Annotated in this window: 14 protein-coding genes; 3 read left to right on the top strand and 11 right to left on the bottom strand. The window is 70.0% G+C overall.

The window, feature by feature from the left end; genetic code table 11:
* Nucleotides 1-25: 25 nt before the first annotated feature.
* Nucleotides 26-1,027, top strand: a complete 1,002-nt coding sequence (locus QWZ14_RS24770) for a tripartite tricarboxylate transporter substrate binding protein (RefSeq protein WP_290319655.1) — start codon at nucleotides 26-28, stop codon at nucleotides 1,025-1,027.
* 21 nt (nucleotides 1,028-1,048) lie between these two features.
* Here the strand turns inward: QWZ14_RS24770 and QWZ14_RS24765 are convergent, their stop codons facing one another.
* Nucleotides 1,049-1,600 carry a DUF1003 domain-containing protein gene (locus QWZ14_RS24765; RefSeq protein WP_290319654.1) on the bottom strand — a complete coding sequence of 184 codons (552 nt, stop codon included), beginning with the start codon at nucleotides 1,598-1,600 and terminating at the stop codon, nucleotides 1,049-1,051.
* 98 nt (nucleotides 1,601-1,698) lie between these two features.
* On the opposite strand from QWZ14_RS24765, the gene QWZ14_RS24760 reads away from it, so the two are divergent.
* Together QWZ14_RS24760 and QWZ14_RS24755 are read left to right on the top strand one after the other, a co-directional pair.
* Nucleotides 1,699-2,547: an AAA family ATPase gene (locus QWZ14_RS24760; RefSeq protein WP_290319652.1), complete on the top strand. Its 849-nt coding sequence runs from the start codon at nucleotides 1,699-1,701 to the stop codon at nucleotides 2,545-2,547.
* Between the two features lie 12 nt (nucleotides 2,548-2,559).
* Entirely contained in the window at nucleotides 2,560-3,750 is a 1,191-nt protein-coding gene (locus QWZ14_RS24755; RefSeq protein WP_290319651.1) for a vWA domain-containing protein, read from the top strand.
* A 51-nt stretch (nucleotides 3,751-3,801) separates the two neighbouring features.
* On the opposite strand, the gene QWZ14_RS24750 is transcribed toward QWZ14_RS24755, so the two are convergent.
* From QWZ14_RS24750 to bchC, 10 genes are all read right to left on the bottom strand, one after another.
* Nucleotides 3,802-4,797 carry a c-type cytochrome gene (locus tag QWZ14_RS24750; RefSeq protein WP_290319650.1) on the bottom strand — a complete coding sequence of 332 codons (996 nt, stop codon included), beginning with the start codon at nucleotides 4,795-4,797 and terminating at the stop codon, nucleotides 3,802-3,804.
* Between the two features lie 228 nt (nucleotides 4,798-5,025).
* On the bottom strand, nucleotides 5,026-6,111 hold the full coding sequence (pufC, locus tag QWZ14_RS24745; protein WP_290319649.1) for a photosynthetic reaction center cytochrome PufC: 1,086 nt from the start codon (nucleotides 6,109-6,111) through the stop codon (nucleotides 5,026-5,028).
* A complete protein-coding gene (pufM, locus tag QWZ14_RS24740) occupies nucleotides 6,108-7,163 on the bottom strand; it encodes a photosynthetic reaction center subunit M (RefSeq protein ID WP_290319648.1) in 1,056 nt (351 codons plus the stop codon). Before pufM ends, pufC begins: the two co-directional genes overlap by 4 nt.
* A gap of 15 nt (nucleotides 7,164-7,178) precedes the next feature.
* The gene (pufL, locus tag QWZ14_RS24735) at nucleotides 7,179-8,003 is read right to left on the bottom strand and encodes a photosynthetic reaction center subunit L (RefSeq protein WP_290319647.1); all 825 of its coding nucleotides are present in this window, start codon (nucleotides 8,001-8,003) and stop codon (nucleotides 7,179-7,181) included.
* A gap of 119 nt (nucleotides 8,004-8,122) precedes the next feature.
* Nucleotides 8,123-8,323, bottom strand: coding sequence for a light-harvesting antenna LH1, alpha subunit (pufA, locus tag QWZ14_RS24730; protein WP_290319646.1), 201 nt, complete (start codon nucleotides 8,321-8,323; stop codon nucleotides 8,123-8,125).
* A gap of 44 nt (nucleotides 8,324-8,367) precedes the next feature.
* Nucleotides 8,368-8,553 (bottom strand): M14 family metallopeptidase, encoded by a 186-nt coding sequence (locus QWZ14_RS24725; protein ID WP_290319645.1) that lies wholly within the window; start codon nucleotides 8,551-8,553, stop codon nucleotides 8,368-8,370.
* 135 nt (nucleotides 8,554-8,688) lie between these two features.
* A complete protein-coding gene (gene bchZ, locus QWZ14_RS24720; protein WP_290319644.1) occupies nucleotides 8,689-10,125 on the bottom strand; it encodes a chlorophyllide a reductase subunit Z in 1,437 nt (478 codons plus the stop codon).
* Between the two features lie 4 nt (nucleotides 10,126-10,129).
* Nucleotides 10,130-11,614, bottom strand: a complete 1,485-nt coding sequence (gene bchY, locus QWZ14_RS24715) for a chlorophyllide a reductase subunit Y (RefSeq protein ID WP_290319643.1) — start codon at nucleotides 11,612-11,614, stop codon at nucleotides 10,130-10,132.
* A 3-nt stretch (nucleotides 11,615-11,617) separates the two neighbouring features.
* Nucleotides 11,618-12,628, bottom strand: a complete 1,011-nt coding sequence (locus tag QWZ14_RS24710) for a chlorophyllide a reductase iron protein subunit X (RefSeq protein WP_290319642.1) — start codon at nucleotides 12,626-12,628, stop codon at nucleotides 11,618-11,620.
* On the bottom strand, nucleotides 12,625-13,560 hold the full coding sequence (bchC, locus tag QWZ14_RS24705; protein ID WP_290319641.1) for a chlorophyll synthesis pathway protein BchC: 936 nt from the start codon (nucleotides 13,558-13,560) through the stop codon (nucleotides 12,625-12,627). Before bchC ends, QWZ14_RS24710 begins: the two co-directional genes overlap by 4 nt.
* Nucleotides 13,561-13,642: the final 82 nt, after the last annotated feature.

Here is a 13,642-nt window from a genome sequence, read left to right as displayed (position 1 = left end):
TAACGACGCCGGAGGAAATAGAATCATGCATGACCTGACCCGCCGCGGCCTGCTCGGGGCCGCCACTGCCCTGGCCGCCCCCCTGCTCGCCGGCCCCCTCGCCGGCCCGGCCCTCGCCCAGCCGAAGTGGCCGGCCCGGCCGGTGCAGATGCTCTGCCCCTGGGCGGCCGGCGGCGGCACCGATGCGGTGCTGCGCATCGTCGCCATCCTGTTGGAGAAGGAGCTGGGCCAGCCCTTCAACGTGGTGAACCGCACCGGCGGCTCCGGCGTGGTGGGCCATGCCGCCATCGCCGCGGCGCCGGCCGATGGCTACACCCTCGGCATCATCACCGCCGAGATCTGCATGCTGCACTGGCAGGGGCTGACCGAGGTCACCTACAAGAACTACACGCCGCTCGGGCTGATGAACAACGACCCGCCGGGCATCCAGGTGAACATCAATTCGCCCTACAAGGACGTGAAGCAGCTGGCCGACGCCATCAAGGCCAGCACCCCCGGCAAGTTCAAGGCGAGCGGCACCGGCCAGGGCGGCATCTGGCACCTGGCGCTGGCCGGCTGGCTGGGCGCCATGGGGCTGAAGGCCGACCACGTGCGCTGGGTGCCCTCCAACGGCGCGGCGCCGGCGATGCAGGACCTGGCGGCGAACGGCCTCGACTTCACCACCTGCTCGGTGCCGGAGGCCCGCGCCATGCTGGATGCCGGGCGTGCCCGCAGCCTCGCGGTGATGGCGCCGGAGCGGCTCTCCGCCTTCCCCAATATCCCGACGCTGAAGGAGGCGATGGGGGTGGACTACAACTCCGGCGCCTGGCGCGGGATCGCCGGCCCGCCGGGCCTGCCGGCGGCGGTGGTCTCGACCATGGATGCGGCGCTGGGCAAGGTCTTCGCCAGCCAGGAATACAAGGACTTCCTGAACGCCCGCGGCTTCGGGATGGTCTATGCCGATGCCGCCGGCTTCGGCGAGCACATGGCCAAGGCCGATGTGTCGCTGGGCGATGCGATGAAGGCGGCGGGGCTGGCCAAGGTCTGAGGCGGCGCGCCCCGGGCCGCGTCAGGCCCGGGGCGGAGCGGCCTGCAGCAGGCGGGTCAGCAGGGCGATCTGTTCCTGCTGCTTCGTCAGCAGCGCCTCGATCTGCTCGGTGCGGAGGTGGTCCAGCTTGTCGTGCAGGGCCATGATCTCGATCTCGGCCTTGAGGTTGATCTCGTAGTCATGCGCCGCGTCGGCCCGGTCCCGGGCGGCCTGGCGGTTCTGGCTCATCATGATGACCGGGGCCTGGATGGCCGCCAGCATCGAGAGGATCAGGTTCAGGAAGATGAAGGGATAGGCGTCGAAGGGCCGGACCAGCAGCAGGGTATTGAGCAGGACCCAGGCGGCCAGGATCACCGCGAAGACGATGATGAAGGACCAGGAGCCGCCGAAGACCGCGACCTGGTCCGCCAGGCGCTGGCCGAAGCTGAGCTGCTCGGCGAAGCCCTGCTCGACGTCGCGGCTGATGATGGCGCGCTGCCGGGCGGCGGCCAGCACCGATTGCTCGGCGGCGCTCAGCGACTCGGCCTCGCGGCCGAACCAAAGGGCGGCCGTGTCCTGGGTGGGCTCTGGCATGGGCGGTCTCCGGCAACCGGCGGCGTTGCCGGCATGCCACCTTGCCCGAAGCGGAGAGAGACGCCACCCTCTCCCCCAGCACAGCAAGGGGGGCAGGCGTGGCCGGCTTCAAGAGCACATCGTCCTATATCGCCTCCCGCGACCTCGAGGTCGCGGTCAATGCCGCCGTGGCGCTGCAGCGGCCGCTGCTGGTCAAGGGCGAGCCCGGGACCGGCAAGACCGTGCTGGCGCACGAGGTGGCGCGGTCGCTGGGCTATCCGCTGGTCGAGTGGCACATCAAGTCCACCACCAAGGCGCAGCAGGGCCTCTATGAATACGATGCGGTCTCCCGGCTGCGGGACGGCCAGCTCGGCGACGCGCGGGTGCACGACATCGGCAACTACATCGTCCGCGGCAAGATGTGGGACGCCTTCGAGGCCGACCGGCCGCAGGTGCTGCTGATCGACGAGATCGACAAGGCCGACATCGAATTCCCGAACGATCTGCTGCTCGAGCTCGATCGGATGCAGTTCTTCGTTTACGAGACGCGGAAGACCGTGGTGGCCAAGCACCGCCCCGTCGTCATCATCACCTCGAACAACGAGAAGGAGCTGCCGGACGCCTTCCTGCGCCGCTGCTTCTTCCACTACATCCGCTTCCCCGACCGCGAGACGATGGAGCGCATCGTCCAGTCCCACTTCCCCGACATCAAGCAGGAGCTGGCGCGGGAGGCGCTGAACGTCTTCTTCCAGGTCCGCGGCGTGGCGGAACTCAAGAAGAAGCCGGCGACCTCCGAGCTGCTGGACTGGCTGAAGCTGCTGATGATCGAGGACCTGCCGCCCGAGGTGCTGCGCAGCCAGGACCCCAAGACCGCCATCCCGCCGCTGTACGGGGCGCTGCTGAAGAACGAGCAGGACGTGCACCTGTTCGAGCGGCTGGCCTTCCTCTCGCGGCAGCGGCAGCGCTAGGGGGCCCCGCAGATGCTGGCGCAATTCATCTACGCGCTGCGCGGCGCCGGCATCCCGGCGAGCATCACCGAATACCTCACCCTGCTGCAGGGCATGAAGGAGGGGGTCGCCGACTACAGCGTCGACGACTTCTACCACCTGTCCCGCGCGACCCTGGTGAAGGACGAGCGGCACCTCGACCGCTTCGACCGGGTCTTCGGCGAGGTCTTCAAGGGGCTGGAGCTGCCCGAGGGCGGCGAGGACGGCGACCTCTCCCGCCAGCTGCCGGAGGAGTGGCTCCGCAAGCTGGCGGAGAAGCTGCTGACCGACGAGGAGAAGGCGATGATCGAGGCCGCCGGCGGCTTCGAGGCGCTGATGGAGAAGCTGAAGGAACGGCTGGCCGAACAGAAGGGCCGGCACCAGGGCGGCTCCAAGTGGATCGGCACCGCCGGGACCTCGCCCTTCGGCGCCCATGGCTACAACCCCGAGGGCGTGCGGATCGGCCAGGAGGAAAGCCGCCACCGCCGGGCGGTGAAGGTCTGGGACAAGCGCGAATTCCGCGACCTCGACGACAGCATCGAGATCGGCACCCGCAACATCAAGCTGGCGCTGCGCCGCCTCCGGCGCTTCGCCCGGCAGGGCGCGGCGACCGAGCTGGACCTGCCGGACACCATCCGCTCCACCGCCAACAATGCCGGGTCGCTGGACCTGAAGATGGTGCCGGAGCGGCACAACACGGTGAAGGTGCTGCTCTTCCTCGACATCGGCGGGTCGATGGACGACCACGTGCGGATCTCGGCCGAGCTGTTTTCCGCCTGCCGGGCGGAGTTCAAGCACCTCGAGCATTTCTACTTCCACAACTGCCCCTACGAGCGGCTCTGGACCGACAACCGGCGGCGGCGCGAAAGCGAGGTCCCGACCCTCGAGGTGCTGCGGAAATACGGGCCGGACTTCAAGGCGATCTTCGTCGGCGACGCCAGCATGAGCCCCTACGAGGTCATCCAGCCCGGCGGCAGCGTGGAGCATTGGAACGAGGAATCGGGCGCCGCCTGGATGCAGCGGATCACCGGGCATTTCCGCCGCAGCGCCTGGCTGAACCCGATGCCGCAGGCCGCCTGGGACCGTACCCATTCGACCGGGCTGCTGCTGCAGCTGATGGAGAAGCGGATGTTCCCGCTGACCCTCGGCGGGATCGAGGCGATGACCCGGGAGCTGAGCCGCTGAATTGACGAAGGCCCCGGGGTCGCCCCCGGGGCCTTCCTTCAGCCCCCCGGTTCAGGGCAGCGGCTGCGGGTTGGGCGAGAGGCTGCGCAGATAGGCGATGATGTCGGCGCGGTCTTCCGGCTTGGGGATGCCGGCCAGGACCATGCGGGTGCCGGGGGCATAGGTCGCCGGCTTGTTGAGCCAGGCGTTCAGCTCCTCGTAGTTCCAGGGGCCGGTCTTGGCCTTCAGCGCCGCCGAGTAGTTGAAATTCTCGAGGTGGCCATGCGGCTTGCCGACCACGTCATAGAGGTTGGGGCCGACGCCGTTGCGCCCGCCTTCGGTGAAGGTGTGGCAGACGCCGCAGGTGCGGCGGGCCAGGGCGGCGCCGTTCTCGACATTGGCGGCGGCGAGCAGCGGGCCGATCGGCGCCAGTTCCGCATTGGAGACGGGCCGGGCGGCGGGGGGGGTGCCCGGGGCCGTGCCCATCGGGGCGGCGGGGGTCGCGGCGGCGGCGGGCTGGCCGGCCGGCGGCAGGGGCGCCGGGTTGGGCGACAGGCTCCGCAGATAGGCGACCACATTGGCGCGCTGCTGGGTATTGGCCAGGCCGGCATAGGCCATGCGGGTGCCGGGGGCATAGGTCGCCGGCTTGTACAGCCAGGCGTTCAGCTCGTCGTAGTTCCAGGGGCCGGCCTTGCCCTTGATGGCGGCGGAATAGTTGAAACCCTCGGCATGGCCATGCGGCGCGCCGACGATGCCGTAGAGGTTGGGGCCGATGCCGGCCTTGCCGCCCTGGTTGAAGCTGTGGCAGGCGCCGCAGTTGCGGGCGGCGATCTGCTGGCCGGCTTCCACATCGGCGCTGGCGAGCAGGCCCGAGATCGGCTCCGGCCCGGCGGGGGCCGCCGGGCCGGAGCCGGCGGGGGCGCCGCCGGAGGGGTCGCCGATCAGGATGGCGCTTTCATGCGGCTTCTCGCCGTGGACCAGGATCTTGCCGACCTGACCGGCCACCATGAAGGTGATCCCGGCGGTGAGCACCGCGGCGAAGACCTTGTTCAGCTCGAGCGAATTCATATGCGGTGACGTCCTCGGAGCAGCAACGGACGGTTGACCGCGCCAGGCAGGCGCGCGGGAAGGTTCAGGTTCCATATAGCCGATGCCGGTAACCCCGCAACCCATCCCCCGCGCCAAACCCGCCGCCGCAAGGCGGATGTGACGTGGCCGGCAGCACCCCGGCGACCTGCCCCGGGGATGCTGCCGGCCTGGCCGGGCGGCCCGGCGCCAGGCGCCGGGCCGCGGCGGTCATTGCCGGATCGGCGGCGGCGCCCCCTGGTCCCGCACCGCGTTCAGCTCCGGGTAGTCCCGCAGCATGGAGACGCCGAGCAGGGGCTTGTTCACCCCCTGATGGCAGGTGCTGCAGTTCACCTTCAGCGGGTCCCCCTCCGGCCCCACCCGGGCGCTGACGGGGCCGCTGGCCGGGCCGTTCGGATGGGCGGCGAAGATCGGGGCCAGCGGGGTGATGTAGTTGAGGTTCAGGTCCCGCACCATGCGGATCCCGTGCCAGGCATTGGTCCGCTGCGGCGTGCTCTGCTCCCAGCGGGAGAAGGCCCGGCTGTTGTGGCAGGCGGTGCAGTTGACCCCGAGCGAGGTCGACATGTGGATCATCAGCCCATAGGTCCACTCGGTCTCCTTGGTGCCCGGGTTGGGCCGGCCGGCGAGGTGGTCCCGCGCCACCACCCGGATGTTCGCCGGGGTCTCGCCCTGCGCCAGGAAGGGGGTGAAGGGGTCGTAGGGCAAGGAGGACAGCCCGACCGCCGGGCTGGCCAGGTTCTGCCCGGCGGTGCCGCCGGACAGGCCCGCGGTGCGGGGCGGCGTGGTGATCTGGCTCCAGGCCGCGGCCGGGACCGGGTTGCCGCGGTGGCAGGTGTAGCAGGTGACGCCCGTCTCCTGGACATGCGGCTTCCACTCCGCATTGATGCGGGCGACCATCTGCAGCATCCGGCGCGAGACGACCTTGGTATAGACCTCGTCGGAGGCCATGTTCTCCGGGTTGTGGCAGTAGTTGCAGCCCTGCGCCGGCGCCACCCAGGTGGTGAGCGCCGCCATGGTCCGGGCGAATTCGGTGACCGAGAGCTCCCCCAGCACCTGGACGTTGCGGTAGATGGCGCCGGCCTTGGGCCCCGCCGCCCCGACCTTCGGGATGACGGCGGGGACGATGTTCGCCGCCTCGTCACGGGCCAGAAACCGGGGGTTGTAGACCTGCTCCATGGCCAAGCCGCGGAAGCCGAGCTGCACGGTCTCGACCGGCGGGGCCTCGAAGGTGGTCAGCAGCGCGCCGCCGGCAAGCAGGGCCGCCGCCGCCGCCGCGGCCTTGATGACGAGGCTCATTGCACTGCTCCTCCCAGGGGGGTGGGCGCCGTGGGCGTGGGCACCAGGGCCGGGGCGACCGAGGGGGCGGTGAAGGGCTCGGCCGGCGGCAGGGTGGCCGGGTCGGGCAGGCCCGAGAAGCTGCCGGCCGGGTATTGCGGCGCGAAGTTGTGCTCCACCGCCCAGAGGTACCAGTTGTCGACCACCGTGCCGGTCAGCAGGATGCCGATGCCCCCGGTCAGCGGGCAGAGGACGGCGAACCACCAGGCCCAGCGGTGGATCGATTCGAAGGTGGCGTTGAAGCCCATGCACCAGCGCCAGAACAGCGCGCCGCGCTCGGCCGCGGTGCCGCGGTCCAGCACCAGCTCGATCTCGCGCTCGCCGCCGAAGCGGCCGAGCGCCAGGATGGTCGCACCATGCATGGCGAACAGCAGCGTCGAGCCGTAGAGGAAGACGATGCTCAGCGCATGGAACGGGTTGTAGAACAGGTTGCCGTAGCGGATCGAGAAGGCGGCGGTCCAGTCGAGGTGCGGGAAGATGCCGAAGGGCACCGCCTCGCTCCAGCTGCCCATCAGCACCGGGCGGATGAAGCCCAGCACGAAGTAGAGCCACAGCGCCGCGGCGAAGGCCCAGGCGACATGGGTGCCCATGCCGAGCGCCCGCGCCCGCCGGTAGGTCCGCACCCACCAGAGCACGACCGAGAGCGAGAGGAAGAAGCCGGCGACGATCCACCAGCCGCCCTCGTTCAGCGGCGGGAAGCGCAGGCCATAGGCCGGCGAGGGCGGCTCGAGCGCCAGCCAGGGCAACTGCCGGATGAACTGCGACAGGCTCCAGCCGACGCTGTCGAGCATGACCAGGCCGATGATCTCGAAGGCGATGAAGCCGCAGATGATCGACAGCAGCCCGGTCATCCCGAGGTAGATCGGGCCGACCTGGGCATCGCCCAGCATGCCGAAGAGGTGGTTGATGCCGGTGCGCGCCTGGCGGGTGTTGTGCTCGGCGCTGAGCGGGACGCCGGAGTAGATCGGCCCCCGGACCTGCAGGCGGGTGAAGATGTTCTGGTATTCAGGCATGTCTCGGTCCTCCCCCTATCGCCCGACCGGCAGGTTGGCCCACCAGCTCCACCATTCCGGCCAGCCGCGGGTCCAGAAGGGGCCGCTGATGATGATGCAGACCGCGCTCCAGAAGCCGGCCGACAGCGCCACGAAGAGGCCGAGCCGGTGGATGCCGAGCGTGCCGATGGAATAGCCAATGAGGTCGCGGAAGAAGGTGTTCTCGTGCTCCGAGGTCTTCACCGGCTCGCCGCGGGGCGGGTTCAGCGCCGAGAGCACGAGGGCGCCGTGCAGCGACAGCGCGAGCACCGTGGTGAAGAAGAAGGTCACCGCGATCATGTGCGCGGGATTGTAGTGGAAGTGCAGGTGCTGGTAGCCGACGTTCGACACCCAGTCGAGATGGCTGAAGATGCCATAGGGGAAGCCGTGCCCCCAGGCGCCCATCAGCACTGGGCGGATGACCACCAGCGAGAAGTAGGCGAAGACCGCGACGCTGTAGGCGATGGGGATGTGGTAGCCCATGCCGAGCTTGCGGGAGATCTCGGCCTGGCGCAGCGTCCAGGAGACGAAGGCGCCCAGCGCGCAGATGGTGATGACCTGCCAGAGGCCGCCCTCGCGCATCGGCGCGAAGCCGAGGCCGTATTTCAGGTCGGGCGGGGCGATGTTGATCAGCCACGGATTCCAGGTCCCGCCGATCGCCGCGCCATAGAGGATCAGCGCCGTGCCGAGGAAGGTGAAGAAGGCCGTGGTGATGCCGAAGAAGCCGACCCAGAAGGGGCCGATCCAGAAATCGAAGAGATCGCCGCCGACGAGTGTACCGCCGCGGACACGGTACTTTTGTTCAAAGCTCAGCATGGCCATCGCTTGACCCTCCCATCCGCGCGGGACAGTGCCATACCCGCCGCGCAGTACCCCTCGACAGTGGACGAGACGGGCGGGCCGCCAGCCTCGTCCGCTGTTCCGGAGCGGTTTGCCCGAAGCTACCGAACGGGCGGACGCACCGCGGGCTGGCCTGGCGTGAAATTCTGCGCCGTCGAGCACCAGCCGAGGTGATCGCAGTAGCGCGGCGAACTCAGCACCACGAAATGGATCACCAGGGCGACCAGGATCACGCCGATCGCGGCGAGAACCAGGGAGCGACGTGGATCAAACAGCATCCACATCTTATGCATGTTCTGCATGGTCTGTTCCTTTCCTGGGCGGCGTCAGGACGCTGCCGGGTTGCTCAGAAGAAGCGCCAGTCCGGCGGAACGACCGAGTTCCCGTAGACCAGCGGGCGCCAGAGCCACACCAGGATATGCGCGCCCATCGAGGCGAAGACGGCGAAGGCCCAGCCCTTGATGAGCAGGTTGTGGACTTCCTTCGCTTCCGCTTCCGTCAATCCGGAAGGGGACCTGTAGCTATCCGCCATAGTCGGATCTCCTTGAACTGGCCTCGCGGCCGTTACCGCGCTTCGCCCGCGCAGCAGGGATGGCCGTGGCGGGAGATGCCACGGGTGTCTGGCAGCCCGGCGTGCCGGGTGGGCCAGAGGCGATGGCGGGGGCGGTCATCCGACCCGGCCCTCCGCGAGCTCGTGCAGCAGCCGCGCGACGCGGGGCGCGGTGACGCCGGCCTCGCCGGCTTCGCGCGCGTCGCGCTCGGCGCGGTCGCGCAGGCGCTTGGCGGCGGAGATGCGGATGAGGAAGGGCTCCGTCTCGAGGTGCCGCTCGAGCAGGGATTGCGCCTCGGCGTCCCAGCGCTCGGCGGGGCGGGCCGGCGTCGCCTCGACCTTGTCGAGGTCGGTGCCGAGGGGAAGGATGTGAAACAGCGCGTCGAACAGAGCGTTGCAGTATTCCTGCACGATGTAGGTGGCGCCGGCATAGCCCATGAAGGGCGTGCCGGTGGCGCGGCGGATGATCGCGCCGGGGAAGCTCGCCGGGATGTAGGTGCTGCGGGCCTTGGCCTCGGCCGCGTACATCCGCTCGTTGTAGCTGCCGAACAGAACCAGGTGCGGCGTGGCGCGGATGGCGGCGCGGACCGCGGCGTTGTCGGTCTTCATCCCCGGCTGGCGGGCGAAGGAGAAGGCGCAGGGCACGCCCATCTCCTCCTCGAGGAAACGCCGGAAGCCGCGGACGTAGGTCTCGGTCGCCACGATGGCGAAACTGGCCGTCGCGAAGAAATCCTGCGTGACGGAGCGCCAGAGATCCCAGATCGGCTTGATGGTGGTGTGCTTCTCGCGCTCGATGAAGGGCTCGGGGTCGAGGCCGGTCAGCTCGCCGAGCTTGCGGAGGAAATTGGTGGTGGCGAAGAGGCCGATCGGCGCCATCAGGTAGGGGCGGTCGAGCGTCTCACACAGTTTCCGGCCGAACTCGCGGTACATGCAGATGTTGACGTCGGCGTCCGGCAGCTTGGCCACGTCCTCGATGTGGGAGCCGAGCGGGAAGACCAGGTTGATGGTGCAGCCGATGCCCTCGACCAGGCGGCGGATCTCGGCGAGGTCCGACGGCATGTTGAAGGTGCCGTAGATGGGGCCGATGATGTTCACGCGCGGCGGCAGGCCGGGCTTGCGGGCGCGCACCTTCTTCGCGCCGAATTCGGTCCAGAGCCAGTTGATGGCGCGGTCGGCCGCCTGCCACTGGTCCTCGTCGATGGTGCGGGGGATGAAGCGGCGGAGGTTGCTGCCCTCGGGCGTCACGCCGCCGCCGATCATCTCGGCGATGCTGCCGGTGACCACCACCGCGGGCAGGTCCGGGTCCTGCGTCGCCGAGGCGCGGCGCATGGAATCCTCGGTGCCGTTCTTCGAGAGGCTGTCCTCGTCGAGGCCGGTGACGACGACCGGCAGCTCGTGCGGCGGCAGCGCGTCGGTGTAGTGCAGCACGGCGGTGACGGGCAGGTTCTCGCAGCCGACCGGGCCGTCGATGACGACGCGCAGGCCGCGCACCGCGGTGAAGGCATAGACGGCGCCCCAGTAGCCGCCGGCGCGATCGTGGTCGAGGACGAGCATCGCCTTACGTCCCCACCGCTTCTTCGGCCTTGGCCTTGGCCGCCCGCAGCTTGCGCTGGCGGTCGCGGAAGCCGGGCGGGTCGACCGGCTTCTCGCGGAAGCCGTAGCCGGCGCCATCGGGGGTGCCGACGCCCTCGAAGAAGCTGACCATGCGGCCGAAGCGCTCCCGCCCCCTGGTCTGCGCCGCGACGATGGCGGCCATGGAGCCGGCGCCGGCCGGGCCGAACAGCGGCCGGGCGGAGACCATGTTGGTGAAGTAGAGCGCCGGGATGCCCTGCTCCTTCGCCTTCTGCACCAGCGGCGTGGTGCCGAGCGCGAGGTCGGGCTTCACCTCCAGCATCGCCGCCATGTCCTGCTCCAGGCTGGCGCGGTACTGGACATGGGTGCCGCGGGAGGCGAGCCAGGCGCGGTCGGCCTCGGACCATTCGGTGCGTGGGCAGGCGGTGCCGACATAGGGCACCTCGGCGCCGGCCTCGACCAGCAGCCGGGCGACCAGCAGTTCCGAGCCCTCGTAGCCGGAGACGGTGACGCGGGCCTTGATGGGCGCGGCATCGAGCGCGGCGCGGATGGCGGGCAGTGCCTTGCCGAGGGCGAGGTCGATGCGGGATTGCGGCAAGCCGGCGGCGCGGCCGATGGCGTTGAGCCAGGCCTCGGTGCCCTCCACGCCGACCGGGCCGGAGCCCACCACGGGGCGGCCGGCGGCGCGGAACTCGCGGATGCTGGCGGTGTAGAAGGGATGCACCGCGGCGGCGACCTCGCAGTCGAGCGCGGCGTAGAGGTCGCGCCATTCCCGGGCCGGGGTCTGCGGCGCGACGGCGAGGCCCATGGGCGCGAGCAGGGCGGCGACGCCCATCGGGTCGGCGGGAAACAGCTCGCCGATGAGGGCGACGGTCGGCTCGCCATCCACCAGGTTGCGGGGGCGGGCGACGGGGCCGGCCTCGGCCTCGTTGCGGGCATAGCGGAGCATGGCGCCGGCGAGGACGTCCTTGGCCTCGGCATGGGTCGGGACGCCGAAGCCGGGGACGTCGATGCCGATGATGCGGACGCCGTCGATCTGCTTCGGCAGCAGGTCGAGCGGCACGCCGGAGGCGGTGGGCACGCAGAGGTTGATCACGATGACGGTGTCGTAGTCCGCCGGCCTGGCGGTCTCGTGCACCGCCTCGCGGATGTCCTCGAACAGCTTGCCGGTGACGAGGGATTCCGAATTGAAAGGCACGTAGCCGACGGTGCGCTTGGCGCCGTAGAAGTGGCTGGTGAAGGTCAGGCCATAGACGCAGCAGGCACTGCCCGAGAGGATGGTCGCGGTGCGGCGCATCCGCAGCCCGACCCGCAGCGAGCCGAAGGCCGGGCACATGCTCTGCGGCTGGTCGTGCGGGCCGCGCGGGTAGTCCGCCAGCATGCGGGCCACCTGCTCCGACTTGCCCGCGGTGCGGGCGGCGTCAAGCATGGTCTCGCGGCCGCCGTGGCAGGAGGGGGCTTCGGTCGCCATGGCTCAGCTGCCCTCGTAGACCACTTCGAGGGAGGGCTTCTCGACCAGGGCGCTGCCGCACATGTCTTCCATGGTGGCGGGGTTCAGCACCACGCCGCGGCCGACCGCATCGCCCTTGAACAGGCCGAGCAGCGCGTCATGCGTCAGCGGGGTCGGGCGGACCGGGGGGGCCGTCGCAACCTGCTCGGCGAGCGTCTCGAAGACGCTGGCCCAGGGGCTGCCGGGGGTGCCGACGATCTCATAGTTGGCGGACTTGCGGCGGATGTCGTCGTCGGCGGGAATGGCCGACAGGACCGGGATGCCGACCGCGGCGGCGAAGGCTTGCGCTTCACCCGTGCCGTCGTCCTTGTTGATGACCAGGCCGGCGACGCCGACGTTGCCGCCCAGGCGCCGGAAGTAGTCCACCGCCGAGCAGACGTTGTTGGCGACGTAGAGGGATTGCAGGTCGTTGCTGCCGACGACGATGACCTTCTGGCACATGTCGCGGGCGATCGGCAGGCCGAAGCCGCCGCAGACCACGTCGCCGAGGAAGTCGAGCAGCACGTAGTCGAAGTCCCACTGGTGGAAGCCGAGCTTCTCCAGCAGCTCGAAGCCGTGGATGATGCCGCGGCCGCCGCAGCCGCGGCCGACCTCGGGGCCGCCGAGCTCCATGGCATAGACGCCGTCGCGCTTGAAGCAGACGTCGCCGATCTGCACCGCCTCGCCGGCCAGCTTCTTCTTGCTGCTGGTCTCGATGATGGTCGGGCAGGCGCGGCCGCCGAACAGCAGGCTGGTGGTGTCGGATTTCGGGTCGCAGCCGATGAGCAGCACGCGCTTGCCCTGCTGCGCCATCATGTAGCTGAGGTTCGCCAGGGTGAAGGACTTGCCGATGCCGCCCTTCCCATAGATGGCGATGATCTGGGTTTCCTTCTTCACCGGGCCGGTGTGGACGGCGTCCGGTTCCTGCGCGGCTTCGTCGCGCAGCGCGGATTGCATGGCCTCGGCGGAGGAGGGTTTGCCGACAGCAGCGTTCATGAGCACGAGCTCCAATCCAGGACCATTTTCAGGCAGGCAGCGTCGGTGAAGGCGGTGCGGTAGGCGGCAGGCGCCTCGGGTGCGGCGGCCTGGTGGGTGATGAGGCCGTCGAGCGAGAGGCGGCCGTCGGCCATCAGCGCATTGACCGCGGCGATGTCGGGCTCGCGCCATTCGGCGGCGACGCGGATGCGGGCCTCGCGCAGGAAGGCGGGCGGGAAGGCGAAGGTGAGCGGCGCGGCGTAGAAGCCGGCGAGGGTGATCTCGCCGCCCGGCGCGAGGCGGCCGATCAGCGTATCCAGCAACCCGCTGTCGCCGCTGACGTCGTAGATGGCGCGGTAGTCGCGGCGCGCATCCTCGGCGGGGTCGATCACGCGGTAGCCGGTGGCGCCGTCGCGGCGGCCGGCATTGGTCTCCCACACCGTCGGCGGCGGGGCGCCGGCGACCAGCGCCAGGCGGGCCAGCAGGCGGCCGAGCACGCCGTGGCCGATGATGAGGTCCGGCTGCGCCGCACCGGCGGCGGCGTGGTAGGCGGTGGCGGCCAGCGCCAGCAGCACGCCCTGCTCGCGCAGGGACTCCGCGACCGGGACGACCTTGGCGCCGGCGGTGACGAGGCGACGCGCGGCGCCGCCGAACAACCCGCGCACCGGGCCGAAGCAGCGGGCGCCCGGGACGAAGACGCGCTGGCCGATCTCGCGGCCCGACTCAGGCCCCGCGAAGGCGATGCGGCCGACGGATTCGTAGCCGGGCACCAGCGGGTAGCCCATGCCGGGAAACATCGGCATGCGGCCGGACCAGAGCAGGCGTTCGGTGCCGGTGCTGATGCCGCTCCACTCCACGTCGACGACGACATCCGCGGCGCCGGGCGGGGTCAGCTCGAGACGGCTGAGCAGGAGGTGCTCGGGTTCCTGGAGCAGGACTGCGATGGTTTCCACGATATCCGCCCTCCCCTTTCCGGCTTACTGTCACCTTAGCCTGACGCCCCCGACTGTCAATCAGAAACGACAGTTTAAGCGG

Origin of the sequence: Paeniroseomonas aquatica (genome assembly GCF_030409335.1) — a bacterium.
GTDB lineage: Bacteria > Pseudomonadota > Alphaproteobacteria > Acetobacterales > Acetobacteraceae > Belnapia > Belnapia aquatica.
Note: the sequence above shows the minus strand (reverse complement) of the source record. Positions and strands in the feature narration are given on the sequence as shown.